Source organism: Desulfurococcaceae archaeon MEX13E-LK6-19, assembly GCA_029637525.1.
In the GTDB taxonomy this organism is placed as follows: Archaea; Thermoproteota; Thermoprotei_A; order Sulfolobales; family Desulfurococcaceae; genus MEX13ELK6-19.
The window spans coordinates 613,936-630,168 of sequence record CP072660.1; the positions used below are offsets into that span (position 1 = coordinate 613,936).

Consider the following 16,233-nt stretch of genomic DNA (forward strand, 5'->3'; position numbering starts at 1 on the left):
GTGTGTGCTTATGGCAGTCAAGAGGATTAGCTCGATTAAATTCGGTATTCTCAGCCCAGAGGAGATTAGGAAGATTAGTGTTACACAAATAATTACTTCCGAAGTCTACGATAACGACGGTGCCCCTATCGATGGAGGCATAATGGATCGTAGACTAGGTGCTATCGAGCCACGTGAAGTATGTCCGGTATGTGGTAATACAAGAGATAATTGTCCAGGGCATTTCGGCCATATCGAGCTCGCTAGACCCGTAATCCATGTCTCTTTTGTAAAACATATACACATGTACCTTAAAGCCACATGCCGCCGTTGTGGACGAATTCTCCTCGATGAAAAAGAAGTCCAGTTATACCTTGACCTCATGGCACGTCTCGACAAGCTTGGAGCAAGTCATTTGAAGAAGAGGCTCATCGAGTTCATCCGTAGGAGAGCAGCTAAACAAACAACATGTCCTCATTGTGGAGTAAAACAATACAAGATCAGGCTTGAGAAACCATACATATTCTATGAAGAACGTGAAGAAGGTGTTGTCAGGCTCACACCTATTGACATAAGGAGCAGGCTTGAGAAAATACCTAATGATGACGTGAGGCTTCTCGGAGGAGACCCGCTGGAAGCCAGACCAGAATGGATGGTGTTAACAGTACTACCAGTACCACCGAAGGCAGTTAGGCCATCAATTCTCTTGGAGACAGGTATTAGGAGCGAAGACGATCTCACGCACAAGCTCGTCGATATAGTTCGTATAAACAATAGGCTCAGAGAACACCTTGAAAGCGGTGCCCCGAACGCCATAATCGAGGAGGAATGGGACCTACTACAATACCATGTAGCAACATACTTCGACAACGAGGTACCAGGTATAAGCCCTGCCCGCCATAGAAGCGGTAAGATCCTTAAGGGTATTGCACAAAGACTCAAGGGTAAAGAGGGTAGATTCAGAGGGCACTTGAGTGGTAAGAGAGTAGACTTTTCAGCACGTACAGTAATATCACCCGACCCCAACTTGAGTATTGATGAAGTCGGTGTACCTATTGATGTAGCTAAAGTACTTACTGTACCCGAGAGAGTCACTCCATGGAATATTGATGAGCTTAGAAGACTTGTCCTCAATGGACCTGAGAAGTGGCCTGGAGCAAACTATATCATAAGACCTGATGGCAGGAGAATAGACCTCAGATTCGTTGACAGGAAAGCTATAGCTGAATCACTTGCGCCAGGATTTATTGTCGAGAGACACCTCAAGGACGGTGATGTGGTTCTCTTCAACAGACAGCCATCGCTACACCGTATATCAGTTATGGCTCATATAGTTCGTGTACTACCATACAAGACCTTCAGGCTTAACCTACTAGTCTGCCCACCATACAATGCTGACTTCGATGGAGACGAGATGAACCTCCATGTACCACAGAGTGAGGAGGCACGTGCAGAAGCGAGAATACTAATGCTCGTTGAGAAACACATCCTCAGCCCAAGATATGGTGGACCAATCATAGGCGGTCTCCAAGACTATATCAGTGGAGCATTCCTCCTCACAGCCAAGAGCACTTTGTTAACGAAAGAAGACGTGATAGACCTCCTCGGAGTAGCTGGCTACAAGGGTGAGTTCCCCGAGCCAGCAATCCTCAAGCCAGGCCCCTACTGGACAGGTAAACAGCTCATAAGCTTGTTCCTGCCCAAAGACCTTAACTATAAGAGGAATGCTACTATAGGCAAAGCCGCGGCCCTCAAGTGTATTGATGAAGACTGTCCACATGATAGCATAGTGATCATAAAGAAAGGTATCATGCTGGAGGGAGTACTCGACAAGGCTAGTATAGGGCGTGAAGAACCAGAGAGCCTCCTGCACTGGCTTGTCAAAGAGTATGGAGAAGATGTTGCTAGAGAATTCATGGACAATGTCTACAAGATGTTTATAAGATATGTTGAGAAACATGGATTGACGCTTGCCTATGACCACGTTGTACTGCATCCAGAGGCTATGAAGAAAGTCAAGGAGATTATCGAGGAGAAGAGGAAGAAGGTGTTCGAGCTTATCGAGAAGTATAGACGTGGAGAACTAGAGCCTAGGCCAGGTAGGACTCTTGAGGAGACACTTGAAGAAGAGATAATTGACTTGTTGTCCAAGAAGCTTCTAGACGATGTAGCAGAAGCTATTACCCCGTACTTTGACCTAAAGAACCCGGTTATCGTGATGGCTAGAACTGGTGCACGTGGAAACCCAGTCAACTTAACACAGATGGCTGCACTACTCGGACAGCAGACAGTTAGAGGTAAGAGAATCGTTAGAGGCTACATGAATAGAACGCTACCACACTTCAAGCCAGGTGACCTTGGCCCAGAAGCACGTGGTTTCGTGAAACACGGTTTCGCTGAAGGACTTAGCCCCGTAGAGATATTCTTCCACGCTGCTGCCGGTAGAGAGGGTCTAGTAGACACTGCTGTACGTACAAGCCAGAGTGGTTACATGCAGAGAAGGCTTATGAACGCATTACAGGACCTTAGAGTAGAATATGACGGTACTGTTAGGCTACCGTCTGGAGAAATAGTACAGTTTAAGTATGGCGACGACGGTGTTGATCCAATGTGGAGTGACCATGGTAAAGCAGTTAAAGTTGAGAGAGTAATCGAAAGGGTTATCGGGTGGAGGATATGAGTGAGCGGAAGTACATAGAGAAAGAAGAAGATCTAAAGAAGTATCTTGAAGAACATTTACGTGATCAAGTAAGCGTATCAGTGTACGAAGAAGCAGTCAAAGTCATTACTGAAACGTGGAGAAAATACGGGCTCACATGGGATGAGCTTGAGAGAATAGTCAAGGAGATCATTAGTAGGTACAAGGCATCACTTGTTGATCCAGGCGAGCCTGTTGGTACTGTTGCTGCACAAAGTATAGGAGAACCCTCAACTCAGATGACCCTACGTACATTCCACTATGCTGGTGTAAGAGAATTCAACGTCACTCTAGGTTTACCACGTCTGATAGAGATAGTTGACGCAAGGAAGAAACCATCCACAGCAATAATGGAGATCTATCTTGATGAAGAACATAGGTATAGTGAAGAAAAGGCGCGTGAAGTACAGAGGAGAATTGAGACCACAACCATAGAGAATGTTGCCAAGGAGGTTGACGTAGACCCCATTGCTGGCGTGTCAATAGTTCTCGACAGGAGCATGATGGAAGACAAGGGTGTAACTCTAGAGGATGTAAAGAAGACTCTTGAGAAACTAAAGCTTGGTGACATAAGTGTTGATGAAGAAAACAACGTCATTACTATTGAGTGGAAGACTCCGCCAGACTATACTAAGCTGGAGCGTATTAGAACAAAGATTCTGCAGGCCAGGATCAAGGGCATCAAGGGTATTAATAAAGTGATTATACAGAAGAGGAGAACTATTGCCCCCGATGGCAAGGAAGTCGAGGAGTATGTCTTGATCGCTGAGGGTAGTGCTCTAGCAGAAGTACTGAGGACACCTGGTGTAGACCACAGGAGAGTCTACACCAATAACATCAAGGAGGTCGAGGAAGTACTGGGTATTGAGGCAGCTAGAACAGCTATTATAAAAGAGATCAAGGATGTACTAGAGGATCAGGGTCTCGATGTAGATGTAAGACACGTAATGCTTATAGCCGACATAATGACGTGGAGTGGTAGAGTAAGACAAGTAGGTAGACACGGTGTAGCTGGAGAGAAACCCAGTGTGCTTGCGCGCGCAGCATTCGAAATGACTGTGCAGAAGCTCGTCGAGGCGGCTATGTCGGGTGATGTGGATCCGTTGGTGGGTGTGACAGAAAACGTAATAATAGGGCAACCAGTACCCGTTGGTACTGGTATGGTTGAACTGTACATGAAGCCAAGCAAGTCTGGTGAGGAACAAGAGGAAGAGGAGGAAGAGTAGGAGGTGTAGTGTATGAGTTTAAGTGTATCTGATTATGCAAGAGAACTCCAAATGGCTCTCAAAACAGGTACTGTTGTTTTAGGTAGTAAAAGGACAATAAAGTTGGCTAAACTGGGTAAGGCAAAGCTAATAATAGTTGCTATGAATGCACCGCCAGAGATAAAGAAGGATCTAGCATATTATGCTCGTCTATCAAATATCCCTATAGCAGAATTCCCTGGGACAAACATGGAGTTGGGCGCTATCTGTGGTAAACCATTTAGTGTAGCTGCTCTAGCTATAGTTGATCCTGGTCAATCGAGTATAGTTGAGCTAGTTAAAGAGAAGGGTAAAGAGGTGAAGTAATGTTTTGTCGAATAAACAAGTGAAACTAACTCCTGAAGAACTAAGATACATGGCTTTACTCCATGAGCTAACGGGTGTTCATGTAAGGGACTGTATTATTGACGATGAGTTTAATAGAATAATTTTTGTTGTAAACCCTGATGAAATAGGTCAAGCTATTGGTCCACGTGGTATCAATGTGCAGAGACTAAGGAAAATCCTTGGTAAGAACATAGAGATTGTTGGTTACAGCGATAAACTAGAAGACATGGCTCGTCTAGCACTTGTTCCGGCGCGTGTACGTGATGTACGTGTTGTCGAGAGAGCCGGGAAGAAAACTGTATATGTTAGCGTAGAGCCGACTGACAAGGGTATAGCCATTGGGAAGAACGGAAAGAATGTTGCGAGAGCAAAAATACTCTTATCAAGGTATTTTGGCGTAGACAACGTGGTTATAGCCTAGAACAAAATAATCAATAAGGTTAAGAACCCCTAGTACACGCTATATACAGGTAGGCTTAGGGGGATGGAGTAGCTATGGCAGGTAAGAAAGCTCCAAGCGGGTTGTTTGCAGCTAGGAAACTGAGGAAAAAGAGACTCAAGTTCAGGTGGAGCCAGAGAGAATTCAAGGTCAGAATGCTTGGATTGAAGAGGAAAGTAGACCCACTTGAAGGAGCACCTATGGCAAGAGGGATTGTACTAGAGAAAGTCGCTGTAGAAGCCCGTCAGCCAAACTCAGCTGTACGTAAGTGTGTACGTGTACAGCTAGCAAAGAACGGTAAGGTAGTAACAGCATTCGTGCCATGGGACGGTGGTATAAACTACATTGACGAGCACGACGAGGTCATCATTGAGGGTATCGGAGGACCAAGAGGAAGGTCGATGGGCGATATTCCTGGTGTAAGATACAAGGTGATAATGGTTAACGGCGTGTCATTGAGAGCTTTATGGCTTGGTAAGAAACAGAAACCCGTTAGATAAAGACTGTTTTAAATAAGCAGGTTTCCTCTCCATAAAAAGTTTATTCATTCAGAATCTTCTTCGTCTTCGATATTATCCGGTAGGTCTGGAAATAGCTCATTACTATATCTTTCTTGTTCGTCGACAAGCTCTCTTTTCACATAAATGGGTTTATCCGATAATAGTGCTAGTAGTATCGCATGGCTTGGAACCATTTTCCTCTTGATCAACGCGCCGTCTGCACCAAATTCTGCTATAGCCGAGTAAGTGTATGTTAATGGGTTTATCGAGTCTATTACTACTCTCTTTAAGTGTTTCCTAACTGCTTCAATGGATTCGGGGCTAGACAAGAGTATATCGTATATAGTCTCACGATCATCTTCGACTTTGTAGCCTTTTATTTTCCTTATAGCGACAACAATGTCCTGAGGTACGGAGAATAGATTGAAGTCACGCCCGTCTTCTAGTCTACACACGATAACTGGTATGTAGTGTATCGGGTTCTCGCCAACAATTGATATAAATGCATCTATTTCAACGACTTTCACGAGATCCTTTTCTTCGCCTTGGTTTTTAGTAGTCAATAATCTTCGTCCCCTAGCCTTAAATTCTATGCTATACCATGTTTCTAAACCATCTTATATAGATTATAGCTAATGGCCAATAATTACGGAAGTAAGGTTTTTAGGAGTGTTAATTTGTTGGTATTGCTAGTACACGAGTGGTAGGAAAGGTGTCTATAGTGGCTCAGGAGAGTGTTGTGATTAGGGTTAAGGAGATAAAATTGTTCAATAAATGGAGTTACGATGGTCTTATTGTGCGTGACCCTAGTTTGAAGAGATACATATCGTTGAAACCAGTATTCCTACCACACACTGGCGGCAGACATGAGCATAGAAGGTTTGGTAAAGCAGAAGTACCTATTGTCGAGAGGCTTATTAACAAGCTTATGAGACCAGGCCGTAACATGGGTAAGAAGCATTTAGCGTACAATATTGTGAAGAAAGCATTCGATCTTATTTACTTGAAGACTGGTGAGAACCCGATACAAGTACTCATACGTGCGATTGAGAATGCTGCTCCTAGAGAAGAGACAACTAGGATCATGTACGGCGGTATAGTGTATCACGTTGCAGTAGATGTTTCTCCACAGAGAAGAGTTGATCTAGCGCTCAAGCACTTGACAGAAGGCGCTAGAGCAGCTGCCTTCAATAACCCGAAGCCTATTGAGGAAGCTCTTGCAGAAGAGATTATTGCTGCAGCGAACAACGACCCGAAGAGCTATGCTATCCAGAGGAAGGAAGAGATCGAGAGGATAGCCCTAAGCAGCAGGTAGCATACACCTACAATACCATATTTGGTTTCTTCAAACAAGATCATTTCTGTATATCCTGTATACACTACATGAAACCCATGTATTGATCAAGGGTATATCGTAGATAACTTTTATAAGCACTTTCCACCTTTAACTATATGCGAACTTTAAAGTGTGAGAGTGATTAAGCTGGGTGCATGGGTATGAGCAGCCAAAAACCACACCTAAACTTGGTAGTAATAGGGCACGTAGACCATGGTAAGAGTACTCTTGTAGGACACATCATGTATCGTCTAGGTCTAATCGACGAGAAGACAATCAAGACACTAGAAGAGGAGGCCAAGAAGAAGGGTAAAGAGAGCTTCAAGTTCGCATGGCTACTAGACAAGCTTAAGGAAGAGAGAGAACGTGGTGTAACAATTGCTCTAAGCTACCTAAAGTTCGAGACCAGGAAGTACTTCTTCACAATTATCGACGCTCCTGGTCACAGAGACTTCGTAAAGAACATGATTACTGGCGCCAGCCAGGCTGACGCAGCACTACTAGTAGTCAGTGCTCGTAAAGGTGAGTTCGAGGCCGGTATGAGCGCTGAGGGCCAGACCCGTGAGCACGCCATCCTAGCCAAGACAATGGGTATCAATCAGCTAATTGTTGCCGTAAACAAGATGGACGCCACTGACCCACCATGGAGCCAGAAGAGATACGAGCAGATCAAGGAGATTATGAGCAAGTTCCTCAAGAGCCTAGGTTATGATGTCAGCAAGATACCATTCATACCAGTATCAGCATGGACAGGTGACAACTTAATCGAGAGAAGCCCCAACATGCCATGGTACAATGGCCCAACACTAGTAGAAGCACTAGACATGCTAGAGCCTCCACCGAAGCCAATCGACAAACCACTTAGAATACCAATACAGGACGTCTACGCCATCAGCGGTGTAGGTACGGTACCTGTTGGTCGTGTAGAGACCGGTGTACTAAAGGTTGGTGACAGAGTAGTATTCATGCCACCAGGTGTTGTAGGCGAAGTACGTAGCATCGAGACCCACCACGTGAGAATCGAGAAAGCCGAGCCCGGTGACAACATCGGATTCAACGTACGTGGTGTAAGCAAGAACGACATTAGGAGAGGAGACGTAGCAGGCCACGTAGACACACCACCAACAGTAGCAGAAGAGTTCACAGCACGTGTATTCGTGATATGGCATCCAACAGCCATAGCTCCTGGCTACACACCAGTAGTACACATCCACACAGCAAGCGTTGCTTGTAGAATACTAGAAATACAGGCCAAACTAGACCCAAGAACAGGTAAGGTAGTTGAGAAGAACCCAGCTTTCATCAAGCAGGGTGACGCCGCTATAGTAAGGTTCAAGCCAATTAAGCCACTAGTTGTAGAGAAGTACAGCGAGTTCCCACCACTAGGCAGATTCGCTATGAGAGACATGGGTAAGACTGTTGGTATTGGTGTAGTAGTAGACGTCAAGCCAATGAAGATCGAGATAAGAGCTAAGAAGTAAAAACAATCATGTTTTTAAACATGCTTCATTTTACAAAATGGTTTTTCAACCCCAATACACAAGAGACTATGGTGGATGCTGGTAAGGAGGAAGGGGAACAAGAATGTCAATGGTAAGAATAAAGATATGGAGTACCGATGTAGAAAAACTCAATGAGTTCGTGTCAAAGATAGTCGATATAGCCAAGAGAACTGGTGTAAAGATAAAAGGACCAATACCATTGCCTACGAAGAGACTCGTCGTTCCAACACTGAAGCTACCCCATGGCGAGGGTAGGAAGAAGTGGGAGAAATGGGAAATGAGGATACATAAGAGGATAATATACATAGCTGCTGACGAGCGTGCAATGAAGCAGTTGATCCGTATAAGAGTGCCCCCAGAGATCTGGATGGAAGCAGAACTCATGAGATAACGAGTCTTGTTTTAAATCCTATCAATATTATTTGTCTTTTAGATTATAGTAGTTGTTTCTGTTATCTAAAAGAAATAGTTTTTAGCTGAAGTACTCTTCTTTGTTTCACTAGTGGGAACCCATGCCCCCTCGCCCTACATTATACAAGGAGCTTAACTATAATGGGAAAACAATAGTGATCCGCGAACCCTATTCTACTAGAGACTATCGCGAACTCATGGACGTCCAGCTCCGTATATGGGGTATGCCTGACTATAGCGAAGCAGTAACATACCACATGATTATTGCTGCTCATAGAAATGGTGGTGTTGTCCTGGGTGCTTTCGAGAAAGACACGGGTAAAGCAGTAGGTGTGATATACGGTGTACCAGCATACAAGGATGGCATGATCTATGTGTACAGCCACTTAGCCGGTGTTGTCCCAGAGTATAGGTTTAAAGGCCTCGGCTATGAGATGAAGCTTATTCAGAGAAAAATAGCTCTTGAGAAAGGCTATAGGCTCATAAAATGGACTTATGACCCTATGCAGAGTGCTAACGCCTACTTTAACATATGTAAATTCGGTGTTGTTGTTAGGAAATTCTATGAAGATTATTACGGTGAGCTGCAAGACGAGATAAACCGTGGTATGCCATCAGATAGGTTTGAAGCAGAATGGTGGATTAGTTCTAGACGCGTCGAGAAAGTACTTGCTGGAGAGGTAAAGCACCCTAGTCTCAACGATTTACTAGAGCATGGTGCATATCTAGTCAATAACGTTGTATTCGAAGACAATATACCAAGGATAGAAGAGTACAGCCTGTCTAGTTCGAGCGACCTAGTACTTGTTGAGATACCCGGCAGTCTCGATGAAATAAGAAAGAAGAGCCGCGAGCTTGTTCTCGACTGGAGGATGAAGCTTAGAAGAATCTTTAACTACTACTTGAATGAAATGGGATATATTGTTACGTGGTTTATTAGTTTTGTAGAGAATAATGTTAGGAGAAGCTACTATGTTTTATGGCGTAGGAGTCTAGAAAAAATACTCGAAGGAGAGCTACCATGGAGCTGAAGAAGATCACGTTTTATCATGTTGTAACAAGACTACGTGAATCTTTTGAAACTAGTTTCGGCAAGACTATTGATAGGCATTGTGTTATCATAGCTGTCGAGGATAACGAAGGTATTGTTGGGTGGGGCGAAGCACCGGTAGACGATGGGCCATGGTATAGTTATGAAACTGTTGATACAACACTGTATGTGTATAAGGAATTCATAGTCCCGTTGCTTATGAAGAACCCTGTTCTCGAGAAACCAGTGGATTTCCCAGAGCTTGTTAAGAAGATACGTGGCTATCGTATGGCTAAAGCCGGGATAGAGTTTGCTCTCTGGGACCTGTATGCTAAAGAGAACAATATGCCTCTATACAAGATTATTGGTGGTGTCAGGAACCGTGTTGAGTCAGGTATAAGCATTGGTATCATAGGGGACATGAATGCCTTAATCAAAGCTGTCGATAAATACCTTGAGCGTGGCTATAGGAGAGTTAAAATAAAGATTAAGCCTGGATGGGATGTTGAGCCTGTTAAAATGATTAGGAAGGAATTTGGTGATATACCTCTACAAGTGGATGCCAACGCAGGGTATACACTGGCTGATAAACACGTGTTCATGGAGCTTGATAAGTATGATCTATTAATGGTTGAGCAGCCTCTGTTCTACGAGGACCTCTATGAACACTCTATACTACAGTCACTGATTAAGACCCCGTTGTGTCTAGATGAGAGTATAAGAAGTCTACATGACGTAATGGCTGGCGCTAAACTAGAGAGCTTCCGGATAGTCAACGTCAAGCCTGCACGAGTAGGCGGTTTGCTGGAGACAATACTAATCCACGACTATACAATGCAGCACGGTATACCAATATGGATAGGCGGGATGCTAGAAACAGGAATAGGACGAGGATTCCAAGTAGCAGCAGCAACACTACCAAACGTCAAGTACCCCAACGACATCTCGGAATCAGCGAGGTACTACGAGGAAGAACTAGTAGAACCACCATGGACACTAAACAAAGACGGGACAATAGCAGTACCGGAAAAACCAGGAATAGGAGTAGAAGTCCTAGAAGAAAGAGTAAAAAAGTACTCCAGGAAAACACTAGAATACAAACTAACAAAATAAACAGTTTTCCTTTAAAACCCGAATAAACAAAATACAATAGAGACGCGCCGGGGTGCCCGAGCCAGGCCCAAGGGGCCGGCCTGGAGAGCCGGTGGGCGCACAGCCCGCGCGGGTTCAAGTCCCGCCCCCGGCGCCACTGTAATATTGTTAGTTTTACTCCTTGAGAAACAATCCATGGCGGAAGTTTTTCCCTTAGATGCCTTTAGCTTGTATTAACGAAGAATTGTTCTTCAGTTATTTTGAAGCAACGGTATCTATTAATGGTTTTTTACCAAGGTATTCTGCTGCTGTTAGTAGTTTCACTCCTTCTTTTTCTGCGGCTTGGAATACTTGTTTTACTCTTTCGCGCCATCTCTTTTCTCTTAAGAGGTGGTGGTCGTATATTATGAGTTGGGGGTGTGATTTTATGATTTCTATGGTGTTTTCTATTGCTCTGTTGAGGTTTATTTTGTTGAACATGTATGGGAATAGGTATGTTGGTGGTCCGTCGAGTATTATTGCGTCTGGTTTCTCGTTGATTATGTAGTATGCGTAGTCCTCGATGATTGGGCCCATTACATCGCTTGTATAGAATAGTTTCCAGTTATTCTTCTCTATGATGACTGGTGTTATCCAACCTGTTCTATCGTATTCTAGTCCATGGAACCATGGGCCCAGGATTTTTATCCGTGTATCACCGCATTCAATAACCCTGTTTTCTCCCCATAGGATCCTTGTCCCATCGCTTAACTGTATCTCGGTAACCCACTTCTTCTTAGCCCATAGTTCCTTGGATAGTTTTTCGAACCATCGACGCCCCTTCTCGAGTAGTTCACGTCTCCTCTTCGTATAGTCTCCAAAGTCCCTCCTCAAAGAGATCTCCAGTTCGTCAACAGGGTCGGGGAAACTTGTCTCCAATGGTTCTATCAAGTAGTTTTCTAGACTAATATTATAGAAGCCCAAGAGTGCTTCAAGAAATATTCTTGCTCTACCCCACTGGCTCTCGTTGATATACTTGTTCGGGTTCTTTGCATAGATTGTTTTGCCTGCCAGAGGGTTTTCCTCGGGGAACTCGGGGTCTCCTGGTACAAAGTGATGGTCATAATGGTAGTGTGTTACAATCACTATCACAGCCTTCTTAAGCCACTCGTAGATAGCTTGTTTGGCCTTCCTCCTGAGCATAATTTTTTCTTCATCTGGCAGCGGGTAGCCTGGCTGCATAGCTGCTGCTCCAGGGTCTATAACAACTACTCCTCTGCTTGTCTCGACAGCTATAGATGAGCTCTTTGCACCAAGACTATCAAACCATATTAAATGGATACCATGTTCCTCAAGCATTTTCTCCAAGATCCATTACACCTAAATTAGAAATAAACTATGGTGTTGTTAAGCCAAGGGCTCTAAGTACATGGTTTGCCAAGTCTATCCCGCGAGGTATCCAAGCCCCTGTGTCAAGTGCTTTCTCTATGATTTTTCTTAGCACATTTATTCTGGCGCCACGCCCTATGCATTGTGGATGCATGGTTAACGCTAGATAGCCTTTGTTCTCATACGCGTACTCTATTTCTTCAAGCCACATTTCAAGTAGTTGGCTTGGCGTGAGACTCCTACGTTGCTCTAGGTAAGGCCAATCATCTAGTCTCCAGTCAACTGGAAGCTCCACTATGTATGTCCCGTTTCTTTCAATCACATAGGGTTCATCGTCGTCCATGAGGCTGCTGTCATAGATATACCCTCTTGAGGCGAGTATATCTAGTGTTGAGTCGCTCCATCTCCAGTATGGTGCACGGAACCCTGATGGTTTTGCACCAGTTACGCTGGCTATTGCTTTCTCCATTTTATCGAACACAGCTTCCTCATTCTCCTTAGGCTTGAGCTCGTCGAGGCGCTCATGTAGGTAACCGTGTCCAGCTACTTCATGTCCTCTCTTCATAATCTCAGCTATTGCCTCAGGGTATTTCTCGGCAACCCATCCCGGAACAAAGAATGTTACCTTCAACCCGTATTCATCGAGTAAATCAAGTATCTTATATATTGCCTTGCGTGCACCATACCTTCCTTTGCTAAGCTCTACAGGGTCGGCACCACGTAGTACCTCGGCTGTCTCTGCATCGAAATCAAAGCTCAGGAATAGGATGTAGTTGTAGCTACTGGGCAGGATTTCCATGTGTTTTCCCTCTATGAGAAATACTATTTCAAGATAATACGTGTGGTTACAGATAGAGGTTATGCGTTTAAGTATTACTATATAGTGATAAATAGTTTTCTATAGCGTTATTTAGTTTAGTGAGTCTGTCTACTGCTTCTTTATTGAGCTTCTCTCCCCGTTCTTCAAGAAGCTTCTTGTATGCTTCGATGAATGTTGTAAGTATAGTAGACATCTTGATTAATGTGGGTCTGCTTGTCTCGATAAAGACTTTCATGCCTTTCTCTGTTATAGTGTACTGGGATATCTTTCTGCCACTGGACTTCAGTATCTTCTTTTCTAGTAGACCTTCTCTATTCATTTCATTGAGAATCCTGTAGATCGTGCCTATGGAGGGTTTCCATTTTTCTTTCGTGTGGAAAACTATGTCCTTATATATAGCGTAGCCATGCATACTCCCCTTTACTACGAGTACTGCTAGTATCAGTAGTTTTAGGAATGGCGCTTTTCTTTTAGCCACAGTAGCCACCAATACATCCGTCATTTAGGTTCTCATAGTTTCTAAGTAATTCTTATTGTGACACACTATATTATAATAATTCTCTGAGGACATGTTGACAGAGTATGGTCTATGAACAAATATTTGTTAGGACGACCTATCTTGTGTATAGGTTTAATTTATTGCAAAACAATTCAGTACCATGAGGGTATAGGTATTGGCAGCAGGGTTGTTGTCTAAGAAAATAGAATTACAGAGAATAGGTGGTGAGGCAGAGTACATAGTTTATCATAGCGATGGTGTTGTGCAAGAAGCATTCTTCGTTACAACAGCCCCCGTCAGGGGTTTCGAGAGACTTGTTAGAGGAAAAAACCCGTTGTTTGTTGTCGAAGCTGTTATGAGGATTTGCGGTATATGTCATGCTGCTCATGGGATAGCTGCTTCTGAAGCCATAGAGGATGCGGTCGGGGTTACACCGCCAGCCAACGGGAGGTTATTGAGGGAAACTATAGGTCTTCTAAATAGGGTTCAGAGTCATTTATCTCATTTAGTATTGTTGGTGCCGGATATTGTTGTTAAAGAGAAAATTGTTGATATGGTCATCAAAGCTATTAGGATGGTTAACACGGTCAATGACGTGCTCACTAAAATTGGTGGTGCACCTACGCATCCACCGTATATTGTTGTGGGTGGTGTCGAGAAAGCTCCTTCGCAGAGTGTTCTAGGTGAAGCAAGGAATAAGACTATTAAGCTTTTGGAGGAATACCGTGTTTTTGTTGATGAGCTCTATAGGAATATTAATGATAAAGTAGGTATCCTCAAGGATAAGAAGATCACGGTTAAACCTCTTGCATCACATTTGTTCTACGGCGACAAGTACAACGTTAGAGCAGATGAAGTCACGACAATGCATTACCATGAGTACAAGAGTGGCGGTGTTCCCGAAGAAGCACGTAACACGACAAGCCTTATTGCTCTCTATAAGGGTGGCGTTGTCGAGACCGGTCCCCGGGCAAGACTCATGACCTACCGTGGATTCAACGATAATAGCTTGTGGGGCTTACAGCAGGCTAGACTTGTTGAAATAGAGATTTGCCTAGAGAGAATAATAGAGCTGCTAGAACAGATTGATCCAGGAGAACCAGTGAGAACCATTGGTATAGTGTATAGACGTGGAAAAGGAGTAGGCGTGTACGAGGCTCCACGTGGAACTCTTATTCACTATGTTGAACTAGATAGCGAGGGACGTGTTGCCAGCTATAAAATAATTGTTCCAACAATGTTCAACATACCATTAATAGAGGAGTCATCAAAGGGCTTGCCTGTAGAGCTGGCTGATATTGTGCCGCGGCTATACGACCCATGTATACCTTGTTCAACTCATGTAGTCGAGGTAAAGAGGTGATTTGGTTTTGGAGAAACCTAAGCTACTTGTATACGATATAGGTGGTTGTGAAGGCTGCCCGTTATCTATAACTAGGGCTCTACCGCAGCTCACCAATGTTGTTGATGTTTATAGTAGTCATCTAGGCAATATAGACCTAGATAAAATATATGACATTATTGTTGTAACTGGCTCGATTTGTATAAACGATCCTGTTAAAGTGGAGTTGCTTAAGAAACTACGTGATAAAGCATGTATCCTCATAGCCTATGGGTCTTGTGCTAGTGTCGGTGGTATAACACTGTTTTGTCGTGGAGGACAAGAACCCAAGCCCGAGCACAGGACGTTTCAAGCTATCTCGGCTGTTGTTGATGTAGACTATGCCATACCTGGTTGTCCTCCTGCACCAAACCTGCTCGTATCTCTCATAAACTCTCTCAAAATGGGGCGTGGTTATTTCCTACAGTTATTCGCCAGCATACCTCGTGCAAGGAAGCTGAGTGGATTCGATTTAATGGACGAGATTGTTTTATCAGGTCTCTGCATAGGTTGTGGTGCTTGCGTACTTTCGTGTCCCACACATGCACTACATTTTGTCGACGGCAAACCCGACCTTATTGTCGAGAAGTGTATTAGATGTGGCACATGTTGTGCCCGTTGTCCACGTTTCACACAAATACTCGTCCGCAAATATGCTCCTAAACCAAAACTCCTTAGCAGGTGAAACCTATGGCTACTTCTATGATACAACCAGATAAACCCCTTGGAGAGTATATAGCCATATACCTTGCTAGGGCAGCTGACCCAAATATTAGGGTTAAAAGAGTTGGTAGCGGGGGCGCAGTAACAGCTTTACTACTATACATGCTCGAACATGGTGTTGTCGATGGAGTTGTTGTTGCAAAGAAAATCAAGGGGTTTACAGGTGAAATAGTTATTGCGAAAACACGTGAAGAACTACTGGAAGCTGCTGGCGATAGATGGGGTGTGCTCCCATTTACAATGAAGCTTAAGGAGAAACTCCTCGAGGAAGATATCAAGAAGGTTGCTATCGTCGGTCTTCCATGCCAAGCCCAGTTCCTGTGGCAGATGAAGATGTTCCCTATGCTGGAGACAGATTTTAGTAACAAGATAAAACTAGTTGTAAGCTTGTTCTGTCTCGGCACATTTGCTACAGAAGCATTCCTAAGCTACTTAAAGACCATACATGGAATAGACCCTGATACGATTGAGACAATACGTATCATCGGTGACAAAATAATTGTTGTACACGGTGGTGTTGAAAAGGAAATGCATATACGTGACGTACTACCATACATGCAGCTTGGATGCCTAGTATGCAATGATTATACAGGGGTTTTCTCCGACATATCAGCAGGTACAAGCGAAACCTATCCCGGATATACTGTCCTCATAACGCGTACAAGTGAAGCTGACAAGATACTCAATGAAGCATCTAAAGAAAAGTATGTTGAACTACAGAAAGCCCCACTTAGTATTATCGAGGAAATAGAGATGAAGGCTAAAGCAAAAATAATGAGGGCCCTAAAGTATATGAGTATTGTACTCTAGATCTTTTTTACAATAGTACATTACAGTGATCATTTGGTCTTCACTTTTTATTG

General features: G+C 43.8%; 17 protein-coding genes and 1 tRNA gene. 14 read left to right on the plus strand and 4 right to left on the minus strand.

Annotated features, from left to right (window positions below; genetic code table 11):
• The first annotated feature begins 10 nt into the window (after positions 1-10).
• The 5 genes from J4526_03570 (at position 11) to J4526_03590 (ending at position 5,208) form a co-directional block, all read left to right on the plus strand.
• Positions 11-2,659, plus strand: a complete 2,649-nt coding sequence (locus tag J4526_03570) for a DNA-directed RNA polymerase subunit A' (protein ID WFO75937.1) — start codon at positions 11-13, stop codon at positions 2,657-2,659.
• A complete protein-coding gene (rpoA2, locus tag J4526_03575) occupies positions 2,656-3,903 on the plus strand; it encodes a DNA-directed RNA polymerase subunit A'' (GenBank protein WFO75938.1) in 1,248 nt (415 codons plus the stop codon). The genes J4526_03570 and rpoA2 overlap by 4 nt, the downstream gene beginning before the upstream one ends.
• Before the next feature lie 12 nt (positions 3,904-3,915).
• Positions 3,916-4,248 carry a 50S ribosomal protein L30e gene (locus J4526_03580; GenBank protein WFO75939.1) on the plus strand — a complete coding sequence of 111 codons (333 nt, stop codon included), beginning with the start codon at positions 3,916-3,918 and terminating at the stop codon, positions 4,246-4,248.
• Between the two features lie 4 nt (positions 4,249-4,252).
• Positions 4,253-4,690 (plus strand): NusA-like transcription termination signal-binding factor, encoded by a 438-nt coding sequence (locus J4526_03585; GenBank protein WFO75940.1) that lies wholly within the window; start codon positions 4,253-4,255, stop codon positions 4,688-4,690.
• A gap of 74 nt (positions 4,691-4,764) precedes the next feature.
• Positions 4,765-5,208, plus strand: a complete 444-nt coding sequence (locus J4526_03590) for a 30S ribosomal protein S12 (protein WFO75941.1) — start codon at positions 4,765-4,767, stop codon at positions 5,206-5,208.
• 44 nt (positions 5,209-5,252) lie between these two features.
• On the opposite strand, the gene J4526_03595 is transcribed toward J4526_03590, so the two are convergent.
• The gene (locus J4526_03595; GenBank protein WFO75942.1) at positions 5,253-5,771 is read right to left on the minus strand and encodes a bifunctional nuclease family protein; all 519 of its coding nucleotides are present in this window, start codon (positions 5,769-5,771) and stop codon (positions 5,253-5,255) included.
• Between the two features lie 158 nt (positions 5,772-5,929).
• Here J4526_03595 and J4526_03600 point away from each other — a divergent pair, with 158 nt between their 5' ends.
• The 6 genes from J4526_03600 (at position 5,930) to J4526_03625 (ending at position 10,736) form a co-directional block, all read left to right on the plus strand.
• A complete protein-coding gene (locus tag J4526_03600; GenBank protein WFO75943.1) occupies positions 5,930-6,523 on the plus strand; it encodes a 30S ribosomal protein S7 in 594 nt (197 codons plus the stop codon).
• A 182-nt stretch (positions 6,524-6,705) separates the two neighbouring features.
• Positions 6,706-8,025: a translation elongation factor EF-1 subunit alpha gene (gene tuf, locus J4526_03605; GenBank protein ID WFO75944.1), complete on the plus strand. Its 1,320-nt coding sequence runs from the start codon at positions 6,706-6,708 to the stop codon at positions 8,023-8,025.
• A gap of 103 nt (positions 8,026-8,128) precedes the next feature.
• Positions 8,129-8,437 (plus strand): 30S ribosomal protein S10, encoded by a 309-nt coding sequence (gene rpsJ / locus J4526_03610; protein WFO75945.1) that lies wholly within the window; start codon positions 8,129-8,131, stop codon positions 8,435-8,437.
• Positions 8,438-8,558: 121 nt separating this feature from the next.
• Positions 8,559-9,488 carry a hypothetical protein gene (locus J4526_03615; GenBank protein ID WFO75946.1) on the plus strand — a complete coding sequence of 310 codons (930 nt, stop codon included), beginning with the start codon at positions 8,559-8,561 and terminating at the stop codon, positions 9,486-9,488.
• A complete protein-coding gene (menC, locus tag J4526_03620) occupies positions 9,479-10,600 on the plus strand; it encodes an o-succinylbenzoate synthase (GenBank protein ID WFO75947.1) in 1,122 nt (373 codons plus the stop codon). The genes J4526_03615 and menC overlap by 10 nt, the downstream gene beginning before the upstream one ends.
• 46 nt (positions 10,601-10,646) lie before the next feature.
• Positions 10,647-10,736, plus strand: a tRNA-Ser gene (locus tag J4526_03625).
• A gap of 98 nt (positions 10,737-10,834) precedes the next feature.
• Here the strand turns inward: J4526_03625 and J4526_03630 are convergent.
• The 3 genes from J4526_03630 to J4526_03640 all read right to left on the minus strand — a co-directional run bounded on the left by J4526_03630 (position 10,835) and on the right by J4526_03640 (position 13,245).
• Entirely contained in the window at positions 10,835-11,917 is a 1,083-nt protein-coding gene (locus tag J4526_03630) for an MBL fold metallo-hydrolase (protein ID WFO76309.1), read from the minus strand.
• A gap of 37 nt (positions 11,918-11,954) precedes the next feature.
• Positions 11,955-12,746: a polysaccharide deacetylase gene (locus J4526_03635; GenBank protein WFO75948.1), complete on the minus strand. Its 792-nt coding sequence runs from the start codon at positions 12,744-12,746 to the stop codon at positions 11,955-11,957.
• Between the two features lie 67 nt (positions 12,747-12,813).
• Positions 12,814-13,245 (minus strand): PadR family transcriptional regulator, encoded by a 432-nt coding sequence (locus tag J4526_03640; GenBank protein ID WFO75949.1) that lies wholly within the window; start codon positions 13,243-13,245, stop codon positions 12,814-12,816.
• Positions 13,246-13,441: 196 nt separating this feature from the next.
• On the opposite strand from J4526_03640, the gene J4526_03645 reads away from it, so the two are divergent.
• Genes J4526_03645 through J4526_03655 form a run of 3 tightly spaced genes read left to right on the plus strand, consistent with a single transcriptional unit; the run spans position 13,442 to position 16,180 of the window.
• Complete coding sequence (locus tag J4526_03645; GenBank protein WFO75950.1) at positions 13,442-14,629, plus strand: Ni/Fe hydrogenase subunit alpha; 1,188 nt, start codon at positions 13,442-13,444, stop codon at positions 14,627-14,629.
• Positions 14,630-14,636: 7 nt separating this feature from the next.
• Positions 14,637-15,332, plus strand: coding sequence for a 4Fe-4S dicluster domain-containing protein (locus J4526_03650; GenBank protein ID WFO75951.1), 696 nt, complete (start codon positions 14,637-14,639; stop codon positions 15,330-15,332).
• Positions 15,333-15,337: 5 nt separating this feature from the next.
• Positions 15,338-16,180, plus strand: a complete 843-nt coding sequence (locus J4526_03655; GenBank protein ID WFO75952.1) for a Coenzyme F420 hydrogenase/dehydrogenase, beta subunit C-terminal domain — start codon at positions 15,338-15,340, stop codon at positions 16,178-16,180.
• The last annotated feature ends 53 nt before the right edge of the window (positions 16,181-16,233 follow it).